General features: G+C 36.9%; 9 protein-coding genes. All 9 read right to left on the reverse strand.

The window, feature by feature from the left end:
* Window positions 1-102: 102 nt before the first annotated feature.
* Window positions 103-1,164 (reverse strand): radical SAM/SPASM domain-containing protein, encoded by a 1,062-nt coding sequence (locus HMPREF1495_RS02440; RefSeq protein WP_034211755.1) that lies wholly within the window; start codon window positions 1,162-1,164, stop codon window positions 103-105.
* A gap of 41 nt (window positions 1,165-1,205) precedes the next feature.
* Entirely contained in the window at window positions 1,206-3,536 is a 2,331-nt protein-coding gene (locus tag HMPREF1495_RS02445) for an ATP-binding cassette domain-containing protein (RefSeq protein ID WP_034211756.1), read from the reverse strand.
* Between the two features lie 50 nt (window positions 3,537-3,586).
* Window positions 3,587-4,939 carry a radical SAM protein gene (locus HMPREF1495_RS02450; RefSeq protein ID WP_242832837.1) on the reverse strand — a complete coding sequence of 451 codons (1,353 nt, stop codon included), beginning with the start codon at window positions 4,937-4,939 and terminating at the stop codon, window positions 3,587-3,589.
* 635 nt (window positions 4,940-5,574) lie between these two features.
* Complete coding sequence (locus HMPREF1495_RS02455; RefSeq protein ID WP_034211758.1) at window positions 5,575-7,284, reverse strand: alpha-amylase family glycosyl hydrolase; 1,710 nt, start codon at window positions 7,282-7,284, stop codon at window positions 5,575-5,577.
* 9 nt (window positions 7,285-7,293) lie between these two features.
* The gene (locus HMPREF1495_RS02460) at window positions 7,294-8,217 is read right to left on the reverse strand and encodes an adenylyl-sulfate kinase (protein WP_034211759.1); all 924 of its coding nucleotides are present in this window, start codon (window positions 8,215-8,217) and stop codon (window positions 7,294-7,296) included.
* A 137-nt stretch (window positions 8,218-8,354) separates the two neighbouring features.
* On the reverse strand, window positions 8,355-9,230 hold the full coding sequence (locus tag HMPREF1495_RS02465) for an Rpn family recombination-promoting nuclease/putative transposase (protein ID WP_034211760.1): 876 nt from the start codon (window positions 9,228-9,230) through the stop codon (window positions 8,355-8,357).
* Between the two features lie 221 nt (window positions 9,231-9,451).
* Complete coding sequence (gene rpoC / locus HMPREF1495_RS02470) at window positions 9,452-13,192, reverse strand: DNA-directed RNA polymerase subunit beta' (protein WP_034211762.1); 3,741 nt, start codon at window positions 13,190-13,192, stop codon at window positions 9,452-9,454.
* 103 nt (window positions 13,193-13,295) lie between these two features.
* Window positions 13,296-17,198 carry a DNA-directed RNA polymerase subunit beta gene (rpoB, locus tag HMPREF1495_RS02475; RefSeq protein ID WP_034211764.1) on the reverse strand — a complete coding sequence of 1,301 codons (3,903 nt, stop codon included), beginning with the start codon at window positions 17,196-17,198 and terminating at the stop codon, window positions 13,296-13,298.
* Between the two features lie 329 nt (window positions 17,199-17,527).
* Complete coding sequence (locus HMPREF1495_RS02480; protein WP_034211766.1) at window positions 17,528-21,976, reverse strand: hemoblobin-interacting domain-containing protein; 4,449 nt, start codon at window positions 21,974-21,976, stop codon at window positions 17,528-17,530.
* Window positions 21,977-22,223: the final 247 nt, after the last annotated feature.

A 22,223-nucleotide genomic window follows, 5' to 3' on the forward strand; every position in this document is an offset into this window, starting at 1 on the left:
GAATTAAGTTTAAAGATTTATAGCACGGTACTTAATATAAATATTACACCGTAAATAATTCAGGATAAATAATATATATTTTTTCAGAGTATTAATCATGAATTAGTGATTACTTATATGCTTTTCTTTGAATTCTTTTAAAGCCTTAAATGAATAATTCTTCCAAAGTACGGGACATCCACCATAGCATATATCCAAATGTTCACAATTAACACAATCTTCAGATGGTAACTTACGTATTTTATTCATTGTTTTGCCATAGTTATCTTTTTCAATTAATTTTAAAAAGTCTCTATATGATGAAAAATCTCTACCAAATTTAGCCGTTTTTTCATATATGTACATATCACATGGTAATAATTCCATTTTTGTGTTGAATGTAACAGCATTCTTTAAATGTATTTGACATGGTGATGCAAGTCTACCCTTTAATATTTGTAATTGTTTTTCTGTATACATACATATAGGAAAACTATATTCTATCCACCACTCATCTGTAATGGCATTTAATTTATCAATCTGTAATATAAAATCGTTTATCATCTTTATTGGATTATTTTTTTCCAAATAAACTAAATCTTTTTCATTAACACCATAATCATTATCAATAATAAATGTAAATGAAAACTGTCTCGCACCATTATTTTTAGCTACTCTAACAGCTTCACAAATTGACTCAATATTACTTGATGTTATAACCATCGAACAAGTAAAATCAATCTCTAGTAATGACAAATTATGAATAGCCTGACATTGATCATCATATCCATCATACCCCGTAACTTCACGCCACTCCCAAGGTTTATTACCTTTCATAGATATATCTATGTATCCGATACCACTATCAATCAAATCTCTACATAAACTAACATCCTTAAGTAACACACCGTTTGTAGCAACTGCAGTTAATATTTTATGAGATTTTGATTTGATATATTTTAAAATATCTACAAGATATGGATATGTAAGAGGCTCACCTCCTGTAAAAAAAATATATTTAACTTCTGCTTCACAACAAAAATCGACAATCTTTTTTAGACTATCATACTGTATCATATCATTTTTTGCATAACCTGCACTCTTAGCATAACAAAAATTACATCTTAAATTACAATCTCTTGTTAATACAACAGAGCACTGATCAATATTACCTTCCGTATACATTCATCCTCCTATTATTACAAAGCTATAAAACTTCTAATTATTTATTTAATCAAATTATATAATGACGAATTTTTATTATTGAATACTTCATTTGGATAACCACTGACAACGATTTTTCCCCCCTCTTTACCACTCTTTAATCCAAAATCAATAATATAATCTGCAACTCTAGAAATAAACTCAATGTTATGTTCAATAATTATTATAGTATCTTGACCTTGTTGCAACGAATGTAAGACATTAATAAATTTATCTATATCTATATCATTTAATCCAGATGTAGGTTCATCCAAAACATATAATTTTCTCCCCCTACATGATGAACTTAATGCCTTTGCTAATTTTATTCTTTGCGCCTCTCCACCGGATAAGTTCATGGACATTTGTCCTAATTTCAAATATCCAAGTCCCAATTCAATCATATTTTTTAAAGTATTATAAATTTTTTTATTTTCAGCAAATATATTTATAATACTATAAACCGGTGTCTCTAAAATTTCATAAATATTTTTTCCACTATATCTAATAGAAAGGACTTCTTCATTAAATCTTTTTCCTTCACATTCAGGACATTTAATATATGAACTAGGCAGATAGTTTAATTCTATTTTTTGTAGACCTGTACCTTGACAGCATTCACAACGTCCACCCTTAATATTCATACTAAATTTATAGGCATCAATTTTCATATGTTTAGCCTCTTCCGTAGCTGCTAGTAATTTCCGAATCTCATCAAATATTTCCAAATAAGAAATTACTGTTGATCTAGGTGTCTTTCCTATAGGACTCTGATCAACTTGTATAACTTGTCTAATTCTATCATCTCCCTCAAGAATACCATAAGTATTTTCATCTTTTCTAGTAAAACATCTTACTACAGCATATGCCAACGTTGATTTACCGGAACCAGAAACGCCAGTTATACACGTTATCTTACCTATCGGAAAACTAGCATTTTGTTTATATATATTTCTAAAATTTATATTTTTAATATTGAAAAATTTTAGATTTTCAGATATCTGTTTAAATTCTAAATTATACCTGATATCCTGTGGAACACCCAACTTTTTAATCAAATATCCTCCATCTGGCCCTCCAACAGGACCAAGTTCAATTATATTATCTGAAGAACCTATGTATTGTTTATTATGTTCTATTGCAATTACCGTATTTTCACGATAAGTCAGATTCTTAGTTGCCGCTATAATCTTTGGTACATCTCTGTAGTGCAAGCCTTTACAAGGTTCATCTAAAATATATATTAAACTTTTTAATGAACATGTGAGTTGTGTAGCAATTCTAACTCTCTGTCTCTCACCATCTGATAAGGTTGGGATTGACCTCTTAAGACATAGATAGTCAACACCAAGTTCAATTAGTGTATCTAATTTAAAAAGAATGGTATCTTTGATTTGTTCAATTAAGTCAATTTTTGAACAAGTAATTCTATCATCTTTAAAGTTTCTAATCCACGAACTTAATGATATCAACTCCATACTCTCTACTTCATTGTAATCAAACTCACCAACCTTATACTCTAATATCTCCTTTCTAAATCTAGTACCACAGCATACATGGCATCGTACCTCTTCCATATATTTATTGTATGCTCCTGAAGATATAGACGGTTCTGAACCTGATAATCTACTCAATATATCAGGGATAACTCCTCTAAGTGTTACATGATGCTGCTTTCTCTTTTTTCCAACCTTGTACACTAATTTATGCCTAATCTGATCATCAGAATACATAAGATTATTAACTTCATCATTACTAAGTTCTGAAAATTTTTTATCTATGTCAATATTATAATATTCACATAAAGCTTGTAGAATTTTTTGTTCCTTTCCCTCTGATGTACCTTTAAAATAAAGAATCGCACCATCTCTTAATGTGACATTTCTGTCCGGAACTAAAAGAGATTCTGATACAACTGTCTCTACTCCTAATCCCATACATTTAGGGCAAAATGAATTAGGATTATTTGCAGAAAATACTTTTTCTGAAACTGTTGTAACCTGATTACTATTTACAATAGAAAATAATGACCTAATGTAATATGATATTTCTGTAGTTGTTCCAATTGTAGACCTTGGATTAACATTATAACAGTTTTGAGAGATATTTATAGTCGGTCGTAAATTTTCTATTGATTCCACATGTGGCTTATCCATCAATTTTTGTCCATAAATATTTCCAGTCATTCCTTCTAGAAAAGCTCTCTGGCTTTCTGCATATATTGTATCATATACTAATGATGATTTTCCACATCCTGAGCAACCAGTAACACAAGTAAACTTATTAAGTGGAATTTCCAGATCTAAATGCTTTAAGTTGTTTTCATATGCATTTTTTACTATTATTTTTTCCATAACACTTTATATAACCCCTATACTTTAAATATACAAATAACTAACTGTACTTAGAGTTCCCATTTATTGTACCCAAATAGAGCCTCCTTTACTCTCTCATGAGTTAATTCTGCTACCTTACAACGATACTCACTAATATCGAATGGATTTCCACTCAGGCTTTCATTTGAATTCCACATCATACAAACAGTGCAATAACCTCTATCTTTACAATAAGTACACTTCGAAAATTTCCCCCTACTTATACTCCTTAACTCTTGTACCTTTTTAGAATTTTCCCAAACTTCCTTAATGCTTTGGCAGCTTAAATCTCCTATTAAATTATTTTGCCACCCTTCACATGGATAAACATTTCCATTTGTATCCACACAAAAACTATATCTACAAACAGAACATATTGGGTCATTCGCTTTTAATTTCTCCTTATATTCAGCTGTCCTATATATTTCATTAGCATATCCCTCTTTCATTTGCATATTCAATATAATATCTATATCTTCTATTATTAATCTATTTTCAAGATTATTACCTGAATGATCATATGTAGCAAATATCATTGGTTCTATAGATACAGCAATATTATGTGACCAACCCCAATGTAGAACATCAACACAAGTTTCTCTATTCTGCTTAATAATAGGACAAGAAATTTGTACTGGTATTCCTTCATCACACAATCTAATAATTCCGGATTTTGTTTTTTCAAAGCTACCATTTAACTTTGTTATAGAATCATGCACTGAAGCATCCATCGAATAAAGTGACGCTTGAACTGAAAGAAGAGGGTTTTTTTTCATTTCTAGTATAATATCTTCTGTTAATAAAGTTAAATTTGATAATATATTTACAGATAAATCAGCTTCTCTGCATTTTTTCAAGAAATTTACTATATCCTTATGAATAAGAGGTTCACCACCAGATAATGTAATATGTATAATATTCATATCTAAACCTTCTTCTATTATTCTGTAAAATAAATTTGAGTCAATTGTACTATTTTTACATTCATTTGGAATATAACAATGAACACAACGTTCATTGCATTTATCAGCTACCTCAATGTGAATACTTCTAAGTAATTCATTTTGATTTGTATCTCCATTAATATGTTCTATTTGCGTATAACAATCTTTTAATTTATTACTTTTAAATTCATCAAAGTATTTATCGTTACAACTCTCTATAGTTTCTCCATATACTATAAATCCTTCATTTGCAAATATATTAAAAAATTCTATAGTATCTTTTTTTAACACCACATATTCTACTCCTATAAAAATTTGCACCAACTCATCAAGTATTTCCTCTATATGTCTAGGAACCTTTTTTAACATACTTAACATTACAGCTCCGCTAATAGAAACATACTTTTCACCTGGATATTTTCGCTTATCATCTAACATACGATATCCATATTCTGAATTATCTGTGATGTACCCATAACCATTATATTTTCTAAATAATATGTTATCTCTAATCTTATAATACATACAAATCAGCTCCACTTACATTATATATCTTTAATTTTGATATTGACTAAATAAAAAGGGTGTAAAAGCAATAGCGCTTTCCACCCTTAACTTAAATATCATAGTAATTTTTAAGACTTAACACCACTAGGTCTTCCACATGGACCACCACCACATTTTGCTGTATTTACAGCTATAGTGTTAATAACTGTTGGCTTATCATAATTCATAACCATACCTCCTTCCCATATTTTAATACATTTTATTTACTAAAAATATATATTTTATCTGTAGTTATGTTATCACAAGCAATAATAAAGTGTCAATGATTTTCTAGACTTCACTATGATGATTAAATCAATTATTTATGTACAATAATATTGATATTTTTTTAATTAATAATCATTATAATTTCAACAAATTAAAACTTTCAATTCTTCACAACTATACTTATAAAATATATTATTGATAACACTCTTTCTAAAACTTTACATATCTATGACACCAACTTCCATATCAAATATACAACATTCTTGCATGTCATCTAAAAAAATATTTCAATAAAATTATTATTTATATTGATAAATTTTCTCACCATTTTTTTCCGCAATAATATCAAAATTAAAATCTGATAGATCGGCTTTTAGTACCGCTCTTTCCTCTTTATTCTTCCATTCCATAAAAATCTTACTCCCGCTACATTTCATACTAAATTCACTCTCATTTGAAAATACAGGGAATGTATTGCGGAATCTAAGCATTTCAAGCTGCTTTAAAACGATATCTCTTTGTAATCCGGCTTCCATCTCTTTAGTAGTCAGATTTGTACGGTTGATTTCCTTATGTCCTCCGGCCCCTGCTCTCTTTACCGCTTCATGATCATTCTTTCCTGCAAAAAGATCCAAATACCACACTTGTGGCTTTCCTGGCATAAAGATTTGAATAGCTCTGGCAAGAAGCATTCTCTTATCCTCTTCGCCCAATGCACTGTAGTAAGTTGCATTTACCTGATAATATACATTCTTTTGACCATGCAGATCCTTTACATATCCGCCTCGTTTTACAACTGTATCTATGACGGATTGAATCCTTTCCTCACTGATAAGTCCCTTTAAATCAAGTAGAGGTATTCCGTCATGGCAACCGAGCATATTTACGACTTGTATCTTCTTTTCCACAAGTTCATCCGCCCATTTTTTTAAGACTTCACCTGATTGCTGTTCAAAAGCATCTATAATAAGTCCCGGAAGGAAGAAATCATAAGTCATATAACCCTTATTTGCTATCTTCTCATAGATTTTTTCCTCATAGCTTGCGTGAATCTCAGGTAGTAGTCTCACATTGTATTTATCAGCCAATTCTCTCACCTTTGTAAGTACATCCCAGGTGGCAGGCTCATTTAAGAAATTCTTCTCACCTACCTCTTTCGGAGCATAGGCAAAAGCATCCAATCTGACTATCTTAGCACCGTAATCTGCCAATGTCTTTAAAGTATTATCATAAAACTCCCAAACAAGAGGAGATTTTATATTAAGATCCATCTGTCCAAGATATTTTCTCTCACACTCCAGCTTCTCACAAAGTTCTTTCTTTTGATCATCACTAAGTTTATTGCTGTAGATATTTGACTCGTTTAAAATCTTTTCAGGTGATTTACCCTCACAAAGCCCCTTATTTAATAGATTTGCCAATCCGTCCGCTATACCGTACTGTACTCCTGTAATATTTCTGATATCCACAGCATCCAAAGTCGGATATCTTACTTCCTGATAAAATGTATTCCAATAAGGAACTTCTTTTCCGTCAGGAAATCTAACCATCAGTATGGGCATGCCCGGTTTTCTAAAGAACATATCCTTTATAAGCTCATGTTTTGGCTGTATATAACCTGACTCAGTCATCTCGCCGCAGCCATCCCAAAATTTATTCCAATCAATGAAAAAATCTCTGTACTTTGACTTCTCACCGTTTTTAATAATATCCTGAAACTGTTTGGAAAGCACCGAAGCATGATTCAGTATAAAATCAAGCTTTAAATCAACTCCAAGCTCATCAAGCTTTTCCAAATCCTCTTTTTTTGCAAAAAGCTCATTTAAAGAATAATCAATTACTGAAAAGCCTCTGTCAAGATCCGTATGGAAGAGACTTGGCAGTATGTAAAATGATGAAAATACATCCTTTAGCTCGTTTTTACTGAGGAAATTTACAATATCACTTAAGTTCCCACCAAGACTGTCAGGATATGCATTAAGCATCGGACCGTTATTATTTTTATTCACACTACCCACCTACATTCCTATATATTTACAATATTCTTCATAGCTTAGTCTGTCACCGCTTGGAGTAATAATTATCTTTGCCTTATGTGCCTGATTTATCAGTGATTCCTGCTCTATATCAAGTACCATGGTTGTAAACGGACTGTCAATTCCGCAGTCACGATTCCTTAAAAGTCTGTATTTCAAAGTTTCTGCCGGAGTATTGTGTATAAGTATTGGAATATCGACTCCATTGAAGCAATCACTGTTTCCATGTGTCCATTCAATTAAAAGGACACCTACATCCTTAAAATCCACATCATCATACCATATCTGTGTATTGCTTCTTCCCATTCTCTTTAACCAGATTTTTTCCGCTCCTGCTTTAAATTGGTCAACAACATCCTCAACTTCTTTAAATGCAAGCTCATTGCCTGTACCGAGATACTCCTTAAGTGCATTACGTCCACCGTTTATATATGACTTGTACCATGGATATTTTTTTATATTTTCAGGATCTGCATCATTACCCTCTTCTTGCAGTTTATGAACTGTTTGAAAACGTTCTTTATTGTACTCTTCGTCCTTTACCAGACCTTTTAATCCGCCTTCTCTAAAAATATGTAGGCGCTCTGCATCATTGTACTCAGGGATTCTTCGTGGATAATTGTCTCCACCCAAAATATAGCTTCCTATTCCTATATCATTTAAATAATAAGAAAGTACTGCAGCTATTCCTGATTTTCCCACACCTGAACAACCTGATACGGATACAACAACCTTTCCGTTACCGTTTTTACTCTTAACTTTTTCAATCTCCTCAAGCAAATCAGGGAAAATCCTGCCTGCTCTGTCAATATGATACTCTGTTATAACAACCTTGCTTCCCGGTACATCAGCCTGATCTATCTCCTTAGGCAGTACCGGAGGCTTCCAATTTTTAAACTCTTGCATAAGTATTCACCTCATATACTTAACTGTACTTATTTTGGGTTTTTATACTAATCTTTCCCCAAAAACAAGCACTCCATATGAAAACTGTTTCATATGGAGTGTAACATAATATTGAGCTATTTTCTATGTATTTATTTTTACATGTTTGTATACTTTTTAAATTCTGCAACGCTCATACCTGCTCTTTTTGCCGCATCCGAAATACTTAGAATTCCGTCCTTTACCAGAGAAATAAGTACATTTACAGTACCCTCTTTAATGCCTTCTTCTCTTCCTTTTGCTATTCCCCTTGCTTCTACTCTGTCTAGTACCTCACACATAGTTACATGCTCCTTTCCTTTCACCTCGTTTATGGTCTCTTCAAATCTGTAATCATTCGTCATCGCAGACATCAGCATTAACAGTTCATCTACATGCTCAATTACCATATCACCGGCTACATATTTTTTATTTACACGCATCTGATACAAATAATCGGCCAGTATCCGAAAATCACTTTTGAACATATCTATCTTTTCTCTGTCAAGATATGCTATTTCAAATAGATTTATTTTGAAATCATTAACATATGGTTTGATCCTTTCATCTATTTCCAAAAGTTCAAATAAGCTCTTTGGCTGATTCCATCTACTATTATACCCGAAATATAATACCAATGTAATCACAGGATAAAGTACTTCTTTGTTATTCTCTTTTTTGGCCTGCTTGACATACTCTGTTCCGTCATATCCAAAGACCCTAAGCGGCATTCTCTTTTCCGGTTTTGTCTGATTCTCCAATCCGAACATTGATAATTTTATCTTACTGTTATGCCAATATTTTGCAATATCCCTATACTGTGTCCTTATCCTGCCGTCCATCTTTAAAGTACTTCCCGGCAGTGCATCTGTCAAGCTGTCTTCCGTTACCACTCTCTCACCGTTAAACAGTAACACATTTATAATATCTGCAAACACATCATTATACCTTTCAAGTGTCTTTTGTGTAATATCTTTTTCTTTGTTGCCCTTCATACGACCTCCGTTAATGCGACTGATTTGATTTCATAGAAATTGTTTTAAGAAATAAAATTTGAAAATAAAAACAGAAATAAGTTCCTTTCACTTGGCTTTATTTTATGATGAATGTAAATATTTTTCAATAACAATATTCTTAAATCGTCCTTCCGGAACTTAAAGTATGACAACAAAGAACCAAAAAAGAGACCGCCACACCGGCAGTCTCCCTTCTATCTTTATTCTTCATCGCTCTGAGCATCCGCTTCTTCAGTATCAGAACTCTCTTCACCTTCTGTAACCTCTTCAGCATTCTCCATCTCAAGAGCCTTTTCTTCCGACTCCAAAGCTTCCTTTGCATCAGCTATCAGCTCTTCTTTTATATCAAGAAGTGCAGGATCGTCCTCACTTAAGATGATTTCATCATCATCCCCGATGAATTCGTCTGTATTCAGAGTTACACTTCTGTATCTCTTCATACCTGTACCTGCAGGTATCAGCTTACCTATAAGTACATTCTCCTTAAGTCCTATAAGATGATCCACTTTACCGTTGATAGCGGCTTCTGTAAGAACCTTTGTAGTCTCCTGGAATGATGCCGCTGAAAGGAATGAATCTGTAGCAAGAGATGCCTTTGTAATACCGAGCATTACCTGCTTACCTTCTGCAGGAGTCTTTCCTTCTTCAATAAGCTTTTCATTCATATCATTGTAATCCAGAACATCCATTGAATTTCCCGGAAGTACATCTGCATCATTGTTTTCTTCTATTCTTACCTTCTTAAGCATCTGACGAACGATAACCTCTATATGCTTATCGTTGATCTCAACACCCTGAAGTCTGTAAACTCTTTGAACTTCACGAAGCATGTAGTCCTGAACCGCACGAACACCTTTTATCTTAAGGATATCATGTGGGTTTACACTACCTTCTGTAAGCTCGTCACCGGCCTCCAAAACGTCTCCGTTTCCAACCTTTATTCTTGAGCCGTACGGAATCAAATATGTCTTTGATTCACCTGTTTCATTGTTTGTAACAATGATCTCACGCTTTTTCTTGGTATCCTTAAGTTCTACAACACCACCGAATTCTGTGATGATTGCAAGTCCCTTAGGTTTTCTTGCCTCGAAAAGCTCCTCGACTCTAGGAAGACCCTGTGTGATATCTCCACCGGCAACACCTCCGGTATGGAAAGTACGCATAGTAAGCTGTGTACCCGGCTCACCGATTGACTGAGCGGCAATAATACCTACGGCCTCACCTACCTGTACAGCCTGTCCTGTAGCCATGTTCGCGCCATAGCACTTAGCACAGATACCTGTATGTGATTTACATGAAAGTATTGTTCTTATCTTTACGCTGTCTCTTCCAAGCTTTTCAAGCACCTTCATTACCGCAGCGGCTCTCTTTGGAGTACACATATGATTTGCCTTAACTACAACTTCTCCCGTATCAGGATCTGTTATAGTCTCCGCAATATATCTTCCTGTAATTCTCTCCTCAAGACTCTCAATAACTTCCTTACCGTCTGAGAATGCTTTGATTTCCATAAACGGAATTTCCTTGCCTTCGCAGCAGTCCGTTTCTCGAACTATTAAGTCCTGTGAAACGTCTACAAGTCTTCTTGTAAGGTATCCTGAATCGGCTGTACGAAGAGCAGTATCTGAAAGTCCCTTTCTGGCACCGTGAGCTGAGATAAAGTACTCCAAAACGTCAAGACCCTCTCTGAAGTTTGACTTGATAGGAAGCTCGATAGTATGTCCTGTTGTATCCGCCATAAGACCACGCATACCTGCAAGCTGCTTTATCTGCTTATCAGAACCTCTCGCTCCGGAGTCGGCCATCATAAAGATGTTGTTATATGCATCCAGTCCGTCAAGCAGGTCTCTGGTAAGCTGCTTATCTGTCATATCCCAAGTCTTTATAACTTCTTTGTATCTCTCTTCTTCAGTAATAAATCCACGGGCATAGTTCTTTGCAATTCTGTCAACTGTGGCCTGCGCATTCTTTATAAGTTCAGGCTTACTCTCAGGTACTGTCATATCTGAAATGGAAACAGTCATAGATGCAATAGTTGAATACTTGTATCCGATTGCCTTTATATCATCCAGCACTTCCGCCGTTCTTGAAAGTCCGTGTACATTGATAACCTTCTCTAATATCTGCTTACACTGCTTTTTCTTTACAAGGAAATCAATCTCAGGCTTTAACTCATTTCCCGGAATACTTCTGTCTACAAATCCGAGATCCTGAGGTATTATTTCATTAAATAAAAGTCTACCCACTGTTGATTCAACAGTGTCTGATATAACTTCTCCGTTTTCAAGCTTTTTGCTTATTCTGACCTTGATTTTGGAATGTAATGTAACAATCTTGTTGTCATATGCAAGAATCGCCTCATTTACACTCTTAAAGAACTTACCTTCTCCCTTTGCTCCCGGTCTCTCCTGTGTAAGATAATATATTCCGAGAACCATATCCTGTGAAGGAACGGCAACAGGTCCACCGTCTGAAGGCTTAAGAAGGTTATTCGGTGAAAGAAGCAAGAATCTACACTCAGCCTGAGCCTCAACTGAAAGCGGCAAATGGACAGCCATCTGGTCACCGTCAAAGTCGGCATTAAACGCTGTACATACAAGCGGATGAAGCTTGATAGCCTTACCCTCTACAAGTACAGGCTCAAATGCCTGAATACCCAGTCTATGAAGTGTAGGCGCTCTGTTAAGCATTACAGGATGCTCTTTGATTACTTCCTCAAGAATATCCCACACGTCATTTTGCATTCTCTCTACCATCTTCTTGGCAGATTTTATATTATGAGCTGTTCCCTTTTCTACAAGCTCTTTCATTACGAAAGGCTTAAAGAGCTCTATAGCCATCTCCTTTGGAAGACCGCACTGATAAATCTTAAGCTCGGGTCCTACTACGATAACAGATCTTCCCGAATAGTCAACACGCTTTCCGAGAAGGTTCTGACGGAAACGTCCCTGCTTACCCTTTAACATATCTGAAAGTGATTTAAGCGCTCTGTTTCCCGGACCTGTAACAGGTCTTCCTCTTCTACCGTTATCTATAAGAGCATCTACAGCTTCCTGTAACATTCTCTTCTCGTTTCTGATAATGATATCGGGAGCACCAAGCTCCAAGAGTCTTGCCAAACGGTTGTTTCTGTTTATAATTCTTCTGTAAAGATCATTCAAATCACTGGTAGCGAATCTACCACCGTCAAGCTGTACCATAGGTCTGATATCAGGCGGTATGACAGGTACATTTGTGAGTATCATCCACTCAGGCTTATTTCCCGAACTTCTGAAAGCCTCTACAACATCAAGTCTTTTAATGATCTTTGCTCTCTTTTGTCCTGTAGCATCTACCAATGCTTCTTTTAATTCCACCGACTCTTTTTCAAGATCGATATTGCTTAATATTTCTAAAATGCTCTCTGCACCCATACCTGCTCTGAATGAACCGTAGCCATAGGTTTCGATTGCATCTCTATACTCTCTTTCTGAAAGCACCTGCTTATAGTTGAGGGCAGTGTCTCCACCGTCCAATACTATATATGATGCAAAGTATAATACTTTCTCCAAGATACGAGGTGCAATATCCATGATAAGACCCATTCTTGAAGGAATTCCTTTAAAGTACCAGATATGAGATACAGGCGCAGCCAGTTTGATATGGCCCATACGTTCTCTACGCACACTGGACTTTGTTACCTCTACTCCACATCTGTCACAGACAGTGCCTTTGTAGCGGATTTTCTTATATTTACCACAGTGACATTCCCAGTCCTTGCTCGGTCCGAATATTCTTTCACAGAAAAGACCGTCTCTCTCAGGCTTTAATGTCCTGTAGTTGATAGTCTCAGGCTTTGTAACCTCACCATGAGACCACTGCAGTATTTTTTCAGGAGAAGCCAAACCAATCTTAATTGCATCAAAAGAAATTGGCTGATAAGCATCATTGTTTTCAGGCATAAAATTTGCTCCCTTCTATATAAAACGATAAATCGACTTCATTGATTTTTTCGCAGATGCCAAAAAAGGCATCTGCTGTATAAGTATTCACTCCACTTTCAGATTATTCTTCAAAATTATCTGTGTCATCAAATGAATCTTCGTCATAGGAGGAATCATCCCCCGAATCTATATCACCATCATAGTCAGCATCGGCATTCTGCATATCGGCCACATCGTCCGAAACGGATACAAACTCCCCGTCCTTTACTTCCTGCTCACTATAACCTGCAGACTTGAAATCTTCTCTTCCATGGTGTCTGCTCTCACCCTCTATAATAGAGTGAATACTGAGATCTGCATATTCCGTATTCTCTTTAAGTTCCACTTCTCTTCCGTCTTCTCCAAGTACACTTATATCAAGTCCCAAAGACTGAAGCTCTTTTAAAAGTACTTTGAATGACTCAGGTATACCTGCATCAGGTATGTTTTCGCCCTTAATAACGGCCTCGTATGTCTTAACACGTCCTGTAACATCATCGGATTTTACTGTCAGGATCTCCTGCAATGTGTATGATGCACCATATGCCTCAAGAGCCCAAACCTCCATCTCTCCGAATCTCTGTCCACCGAACTGTGCTTTACCTCCAAGCGGCTGCTGAGTAACGAGTGAGTATGGTCCTGTCGATCTTGCATGAATCTTATCGTCTACCATGTGGTGGAGCTTCAAATAATGCATGTGACCTATGGTAACAGGGCTGTCAAAGTACTCTCCGGTTCTACCGTCACGAAGTCTTACCTTACCGTCTCTTGAAAGAGGAACACCTTCCCAAAGTTTTCTGTTCTCAAGATGTGAACCGAGATATTCTACAACTCCCGGATCGAGTACATCTTTATATTTATTCTCGAAGTCGTCCCAATCACCGTTTACATAGTCATTTGCAACCTCAAGCATATCCATAATGTCATTCTCGTTTGCACCGTCAAAGACAGGAGTAGCCACATTAAAGCCAAGTGCCTTTGCCGCAAGTGAGAGGTGAATCTCAAGTACCTGTCCGATGTTCATACGTGAAGGCACACCCAGAGGGTTAAGCACAATATCAAGCGGTCTTCCGTTTGGAAGGAATGGCATATCTTCTACAGGCAACACTCTGGAAACAACACCCTTGTTACCGTGACGACCGGCCATCTTATCACCGACTGAGATTTTTCTCTTTTGTGCTATATAAATTCTTACATTCTGTGTAACGCCCGGAGCCAATTCATCTCCGGCTTCTCTTGTAAATACCTTCGCATCAACAACAACACCGTAAGCACCATGTGGTACCTTAAGTGAAGTATCTCTTACCTCTCTTGCCTTCTCACCGAAGATTGCACGAAGAAGTCTTTCTTCCGCTGTAAGCTCCGTCTCTCCCTTTGGAGTAACCTTTCCTACAAGTATATCACCGGCCCTTACTTCCGCACCGATTCTGATAATACCTCTCTCATCAAGATCTTTAAGAGCATCATCACCGACTCCCGGTACATCTCTTGTAATCTCTTCAGGTCCGAGCTTAGTCTCTCTTGCCGCACATTCGTATTCCTCAATATGAATAGATGTATATACATCATATTCCACAAGTCTCTCGCTAAGGAGTACGGCATCCTCGTAGTTGTATCCTTCCCATGTCATGAAACCGATAAGCGGATTCTTTCCAAGGGCTATCTCACCATTGTATGTTGAAGCACCGTCTGCAATAACCTCACCGGCATTTACATGGTTGCCCTTAAATACTATAGGCTTTTGATTATATGAGTTTGACTGGTTACTTCTTGCAAACTTAATAAGCTTGTAAGTATCAAGTACCGCATCATCATCTCTTTTAATAACAATCTTATCTGATGAACACTCAATTACAGTTCCTGAATTCTTGGCAACAACGCAAACACCAGAGTCTACTGCCGCCTTGGTCTCCATACCCGTACCAACTACAGGTGCATCAGTGATCATAAGAGGCACTGCCTGTCTCTGCATGTTTGAACCCATCAGCGCACGGTTCGCATCGTCGTTTTCAAGGAAAGGAATCATACTTGTAGCCACTGAGAATACCATTCTCGGTGATACGTCCATCAAATCTATATTTTTCTTTTTAAACTCTGAAGTCTCATCACGGTAACGTCCTGAAACATTGTTGTTTACAAAATGTCCTTCGGCATCAAGCGGCTCGTTCGCCTGTGCTACAGTAAAATTATCCTCTTCATCGGCTGTTAAGTATACTACTTCTTCGGTAACTCTCGGATTCTCAGGGTCCTGTGACTTATCCACAACACGATAAGGCGCCTCTACAAATCCGTACTCATTTACTCTTGCAAAACTTGCAAGTGAGTTGATAAGTCCGATGTTAGGTCCTTCAGGTGTCTCGATAGGACACATTCTACCATAGTGGGTATAGTGAACGTCTCGAACCTCGAATCCGGCTCTTTCTCTTGAAAGACCTCCCGGTCCCAAAGCTGAAAGTCTTCTCTTATGTGTAAGCTCTGAAAGAGGGTTGTTTTGATCCATGAACTGGCTCAGCTGTGAACTTCCGAAGAACTCCTTAACAGCGGCAGTTACAGGCTTAATATTTATAAGTGATTGAGGTGTAATAGACTCAATGTCCTGAGTGGTCATTCTTTCTCTTACAACTCTCTCCATTCTTGTAAGACCGATACGGTACTGGTTTTGTAACAGCTCTCCTACCGCTCTTATTCTTCTGTTTCCTAAGTGGTCGATATCATCCTTGCTTCCGATATGCTCTTCTATATGCATATTGTAGTTTACTGTAGCGAAAATATCTTCCTTGGTGATATGCTTTGGAATAAGCTCATTGATATTCTTCTCAATAGCCTTTATAAGCTCTTCACCCTCATTTTCTTCCATTAACTTCTGAAGTACGGGATAATATACCTGCTCTGTAACTCCGATAGACTTAGGGTCCGTAAGCTCAGGTACATAGCTTTCGATATCTACCATCATATTTGAGAGAACTTTTACTTCACGTTCTACTCCTTTTATCCATACGGCAGGAATAGCTGCATTCTGTATTTCTGTTGCAGTCTGAGCATCAACTACGGTATCCGCCTGCGCCAATACTTCACCTGTATTCTCATCCACTACATCTCTTGCGAGAGTATGTCCCTTTATTCTGTTCTTAAAATGGAGTTTCTTGTTGAATTTGTATCTTCCTACTTTTGCCAAATCATATCTTCTGGCATCGAAGAACATTGCTTTAAGCAAACCTTCGGCACTGTCTACTGAAAGCGGCTCACCCGGTCTGATCTTCTTGTATAATTCAAGCAAACCGTCCTGGTAATTTTCAGACGGATCTTTTGCAAAACTCGCCATAATCTTCGGCTCCTCGTCGAACATATCTATAATCTGAGTATTTGTTCCAAGACCGAAAGCACGCAAAAGTACTGTGATAGGAACTTTTCTTGTTCTGTCCACTCTTGCATAAAAGATATCGTTAGAATCTGTTTCGTATTCAAGCCATGCACCTCTGTTAGGTATGACCTGAGACATAAATAGCTCTTTACCTATTTTATCGTGATCTATTGTATAATAAATACCCGGTGAACGGACCAACTGGCTGACTATAACTCTCTCCGCACCGTTTATTACAAACGATCCGGTATCTGTCATCAGTGGTAAATCTCCTAAAAAGATTTCATGCTCGTTTATCTCATCCTTATCCTTATTGGTAAGTCTGATTTTCACCTTTAACGGAGCTGCGTATGTTGTATCTCTATCCTTACACTCTTCTATGGAATATTTAACTTCATCTCTTGCCAATTTAAAATTGACAAAATCGAGGCTAAAATGTCCCGCAAAATCTTCTATAGGAAATATATCCCTAAAAACTTCTTTTAGGCCTGCATCCAGGAACCATTGATATGAGTCTTTTTGTATCTCTATCAGGTTAGGCATTTCCAGAACTTCTTTTTGTGTTTGGAAACTCATCCTCATGCTCTTTCCGGAAGTTATCGGATGCATCTTGCTTCTATCCATTGACGTTTCACCCCTGTATATTTTTTATTCTATGAATTTAGATTTTTCTATGTTATAATTAGAGCAATCTATTCAATTTGTTTAGCCGTTAGGCAAGTTACATTGGACATTTTCACGTCCAAACACCTCTAAAAGGGCACAAAAATCCCTACAATAGTGCAACTTTCATCTTACAAAAATAAAGTCAACATGTCAATACGGAACATATGTTCATTTATTTTCAATTTTCCACATATCTAAAATGCCTCCTTATAAAGTAATAAGTATTTTTCACTCATTTGCTCTAAAAGGAGGCATAATCAATCAAATATAATATTTAATTTTTAATCTTATCGTATTACCGCATTTGATGATGTAGCGGTTTCTACTGCACTTAAGTCTCTTCTTGATCTTGTTCTGCCTGCTGCGGAAGCATTTTCAGCTATCTCTACATTAAATCTGATAGTCTCAAAATTCTCAGAGCTTATTGCCACTTCATTATTTACCTGATTAAATCCGTCAAGTGAAAGGTCTATAAACTGAGTATATCCGAAAGCCATATTTGCTGTAAGCTTATATGTAGCGGCATTTCTGAGATTATATCCTTTATTGTAAGTAACACCGTTTACGGTAACTGTTGCCTTACCCGAACTTATAAGTTCTGTAAATCTCTTAAGCCCTACTCTATCCGTATCATCAAATGTCAATCTTACAAAATTATCATATCCCTTCTTAATCTCTGAACCTGTAATAGCAGGTGTAGCTATCTGTGAAGATGTAGTATAGACTAAATCATCCATACCCTCTCCCTTAAATACAAGTTTGTCTGCAAATCCCTTTATCTTTCTTGATTTTATGTAGATTACATTATCGTTGTCTACTGCAAATAAATCTCTGCTAAGTGTTGATATTCTACCTTCTTCAACCTTTACACCGTTTACTTCTACAGCATTAAGCTTCTCTATAAACTCATTAATCTTTGCAGTATCGCCTTTTAGTGTAACGGCATATACTTCGGCATTATTATACTTTTTAAATTCAACCTTATCAACTTCCACAGCATTAACTGTAGGAACTACCGGTGCCGGTGCAACACTTTCCGCTATACTTCCGTCTGCATTCATTGTAAATGTAAGGTCCTTATATCCATCCGCCTTTACAACAAAATCAAACTTATTATCTGTAAAGCTGCTTGCCTTTACAGATAACTGACTTATTTTGCCGCCATAAGTTGAATCATTATGCGCCCTAAATTCTTTTGTATTTCCATATCCGAAACCTATAATACCTGCTTTAGTATAATCCTCACCGTTTACAGTGACACTTGTAACCGCTTTAAGATATTTCTCAAGGTCGGAATCATTCATGCCCTCAAATTTCACTGTAAGCATATTGTAGAATAACAAATTCGACTTTTTGCCGGTCTTTGCCTTAGGTGCATCCTTGCCCTCTTCCACTGCAGGTGGGGTTACAGGAGTAACCGGTGTTACAGGTGTTACCGGAGTCACGGGTGTAACAGGAGTTACAGGTGCTGTATTTGCTTTCTCAGTTATATTTACTTTTATAGACTTAACAGCATAGTTTCTGTCGCTTGACTGCAGATAGATAATATATTCGCCTGCATTTTTAAACAATCCGCCGCGAAGTGTAACTTTTCCGTCCGCAACAGTATAAACCGAATTTGAAGTATAACCGCCTGCAGATGCGGATATTACGTCCCTGAGTGTACCGTCAGGATTTTGAACCATTACTCTGCCAAGCTTACTGAGGAAATCTCCCTTCTTGGCATCATCATCCTTAACAGCCTTTATAACTATCTCAGAATCTGTCTCATGCTTTTCACTTACATCACTAAGTTCCACTTCTTCCAAAGTATCTGTGATTGTAAGGTCAAGTTCTATCTTCTCAAAACCTATAGAATTAAGAGCAAGTTTATGTGTTCCTACTATAGGAGCAAGATATCTGTTGAATGCACTCTTATAAAGTGTGATACTCTTATAATCTGCACTTACTTCATACTGCTTCAAATATTTGTCGCCTCTAAGTGGTGATGAACCGTCAAGTATAACAGACTCAAGATTCTTTAAGAAATCTGCGTTATCGGTTGTTATTGTAAAGCTGTCAGCATTTGCCTGCACAAGACCTTCAAATGTAGGTGCAGCCTCTCCTACAAGATTACCGTAACGATAAATAGTTCCAAGCTTGCCGTTTTCAAGTACGTTCTTTACATTTCCGACAATATTTCTTGTTACTGCATCCTCAGACTTGATGTAGTCCTCAAATGTCAGAGCCTTTCCTTCAAGTCTTGCATCCTTATATGCATCTACAAAGTTGTTAAGAAGATATAATTTACTCTTATCTTCTCCAACAATCGCCTCAGGAGACTGCTCAAGCCACCAGTTCATTACGGCATCCGAATCCTTGCTTCTAAGTCCGATTTCATTTAAAATCATTGCATTTGCAAGCAGATCATAATCATACATAAGGTATGAATTTATCATCATGCTTCCGCTTGCACCGGATGTAGCATCAGCCTTACCGCCTGTCTTACCTGTAGCGCCTGATACAGAATCAGCCTTCTTTCCTGAGCCTGAAGATGCAGAACTTCCTCCACCTACAAGAACCTTTGTAATTGTTGAAGACTCTCTGTTTCCTGCATGATTTTTACCTACTGTAGGAGAAGATATAGCATCCACAGTCTTTGACTCATCACTGACAGGTGTTGTTGCTACGGATGAACCGTCACTCTTTAATACTTCAAACTTCTTTGTAAGAGTCTTATATCCCTTTGTATAGATTGTAGCTGTATAAACTCCGGCTACATCTGTATACACCTTACCTGAAGTACTGTCTGTTCCTGTAATCTGTACAATATCCGATATATTATGCCATCCTGAAATCTTCGGCAATTCAATAACACTACCGTCAGGCTTTGTAAGTGTAACTCTGTACATTACAACACCAATATCATTTCCAAAGCTCTGATTGTTTTTCGGATCAACTATCCTGAATCTGATATTTTCTCCAACCTTAGGATTTGGAGTTGTGCTGTCACGCATTACCTTAAAGTTTGTACTGCTTACAAGAGATATAGGAAGGCTTATTCTTTCGTTTCCGTTTGCAGAACCTACACTTACATAGTAATCGCCTCTGCTTCTTGCATTATTTTGAGGAAGAGGAATATTTATAACTCCCACTTTTGCATACTTTGTCTCTACAGACTTATTGTATACAAGGTTTGAGTTTATAATATTGTGGTCTTCATTTAAAAGTTTAATATTGTTAAGTCCTTCAAACCACTTCTCCTGCTCCTCATTTTCAAGCTGGAGCTTTATCTTTATGCTTCCGGTTCCTACATTATCTATCTCAGTTACAGGGATATAGTATTTTGAAGGAACTGCAGCTGCTGCTGAATCCACCTTCTTTGACTGTAATGTAAATGTGGTCTTTGAAGCATTCTTTCTTACCTTGCCGGCATTGTCAAATGTCTCAAGGAAATAGTCAAACTTTGTAATAGGACCGTTTGATAATACATACTTAGGTGCCTTTACATCAGTCTTTATTATATTCTTTCTCTCCCCGCCTGCAAGCGTGATGTCCTGAGTATCATTATCAGCTTTACTTACAATCTGTAATGCTGAAGGATTTGATACACTTGAAAGCCACTTAACAACATGACCGTCATCATCAACCTTGGTCATATTTGAAGTAACATCTACTCCGTCTACCAATACTTTATAGTTGTCAATAGTTCCGTATTTGAATGTAACTACAACATACTCTCCGAAATCTGTATTTACATTTTTTGTATAGTTTACATATGCAAACTTATCATTATTTGTTTCTTCAGTATTTGAAGCTGCATTATTTTCTGTATTACCTGTATTGTTGGTTCCCTCAGCGTTTGAGGTGTTCCCTGCGTTGTTTGAAGTCTCACCGTTTGAGGTGTTTCCTGTGTTGTTTGCAACTTCACTACCTGTATTGTTTCCTGTAGTTCCTGCGTTTTCATTGTTTGAAGCTGCGTTATTGCCTGCGTTATTTTCTGTGCCTGCCACATTATTACTTGCAGTATTGTTTTCTACTGTATTAGCACTGTGCTCTACATCACCAACAGAATATCCTCTATTTCCCGAATTTGTATCTGTACCTGCATTTTGATTTTGTGATTCGCCTCTTGAACTACTGCCTGATCCGGCTCTTCCTCTGGAGCTTCCGCCGCCTGAGCCGCCTCTTCCTCTGCTGCCGCCTCTGGAACTTCCGCCGCCTGAGCTTCCCTTAGAGCTTCCTGCGCTCTTTTTAGCCTCTCCTTGACCGGCATTACCTGCTGATGCACCTGCTGTAGAAGAAAGACCTTTGCCCTGTGAGAATACAACTTTTCCGTCTTTTTCCCACTTACCGTCGGCATTAACTTTGTAACCGTCAGGAGTTGTGGTATTTACAAGAAGTTTACCCTGATCAGGTCCGCTTTGAGGATTGAAATAATAGCAATAGCCGTCAATCCAATTCCATCCTGTGAGCATTATACCCTCAGCAGCTCCCTTTGCTGTATTAAGGAAATACCAATGTCCGGCCGCGTCCTTCTTCCAACCTGTATGCATAATACCGCTGTCGGTATCAAGATAATACCAGCCGCTTGGAGTCTGAGTCCAACCCAAAGCCTTGCTGCCGTTATCATTTATATAATTCCTTCCGCTCTGTGTGTTCTGCCATGAACCCGCAAAAGCCGGCGTAACCTGTGTTGCAGCCATCAAAATACTCAATGCTCCAACACCTACATTTAAAATTAGCTTTCTTTTCATAAATCTCCTATTACGTACACTTTAGTTAGTAGCCACTAACTTATAGACCTAAATAAAGGGAATGTTGCACTACAAAAAAGCATCAAAATCAGAATGTAGTAATACGTTTTGACCAAATACTCTTGCAAAAACACTTCCCTTTGCATTTAAGTTCTATTATATTACATCCGTTAGCATCTGCTAACTTTTGTCAGTATACTAAAAGGTTTTATTTATTTCAAGCTGTTTTTATGTACTTTTTTTGTAT

Source organism: Lachnoanaerobaculum sp. MSX33, assembly GCF_000512995.1.
Lineage (GTDB): Bacteria > Bacillota > Clostridia > Lachnospirales > Lachnospiraceae > Lachnoanaerobaculum.

Excerpts from the sequence above, each read along its gene's own strand:
- HMPREF1495_RS02440 (WP_034211755.1), bottom strand. The coding sequence starts at position 1,164 with ATGTATACGGAAGGTAATATTGATCAGTGCTCTGTTGTATTAACAAGA.
- HMPREF1495_RS02445 (WP_034211756.1), bottom strand. The coding sequence starts at position 3,536 with ATGGAAAAAATAATAGTAAAAAATGCATATGAAAACAACTTAAAGCAT.
- HMPREF1495_RS02480 (WP_034211766.1), bottom strand. The coding sequence starts at position 21,976 with ATGAAAAGAAAGCTAATTTTAAATGTAGGTGTTGGAGCATTGAGTATT.
- HMPREF1495_RS02450 (WP_242832837.1), bottom strand. The coding sequence starts at position 4,939 with ATGTTAGATGATAAGCGAAAATATCCAGGTGAAAAGTATGTTTCTATT.
- HMPREF1495_RS02465 (WP_034211760.1), bottom strand. The coding sequence starts at position 9,230 with ATGAAGGGCAACAAAGAAAAAGATATTACACAAAAGACACTTGAAAGG.
- rpoB (WP_034211764.1), bottom strand. The coding sequence starts at position 17,198 with ATGGATAGAAGCAAGATGCATCCGATAACTTCCGGAAAGAGCATGAGG.
- HMPREF1495_RS02460 (WP_034211759.1), bottom strand. The coding sequence starts at position 8,217 with ATGCAAGAGTTTAAAAATTGGAAGCCTCCGGTACTGCCTAAGGAGATA.
- rpoC (WP_034211762.1), bottom strand. The coding sequence starts at position 13,192 with ATGCCTGAAAACAATGATGCTTATCAGCCAATTTCTTTTGATGCAATT.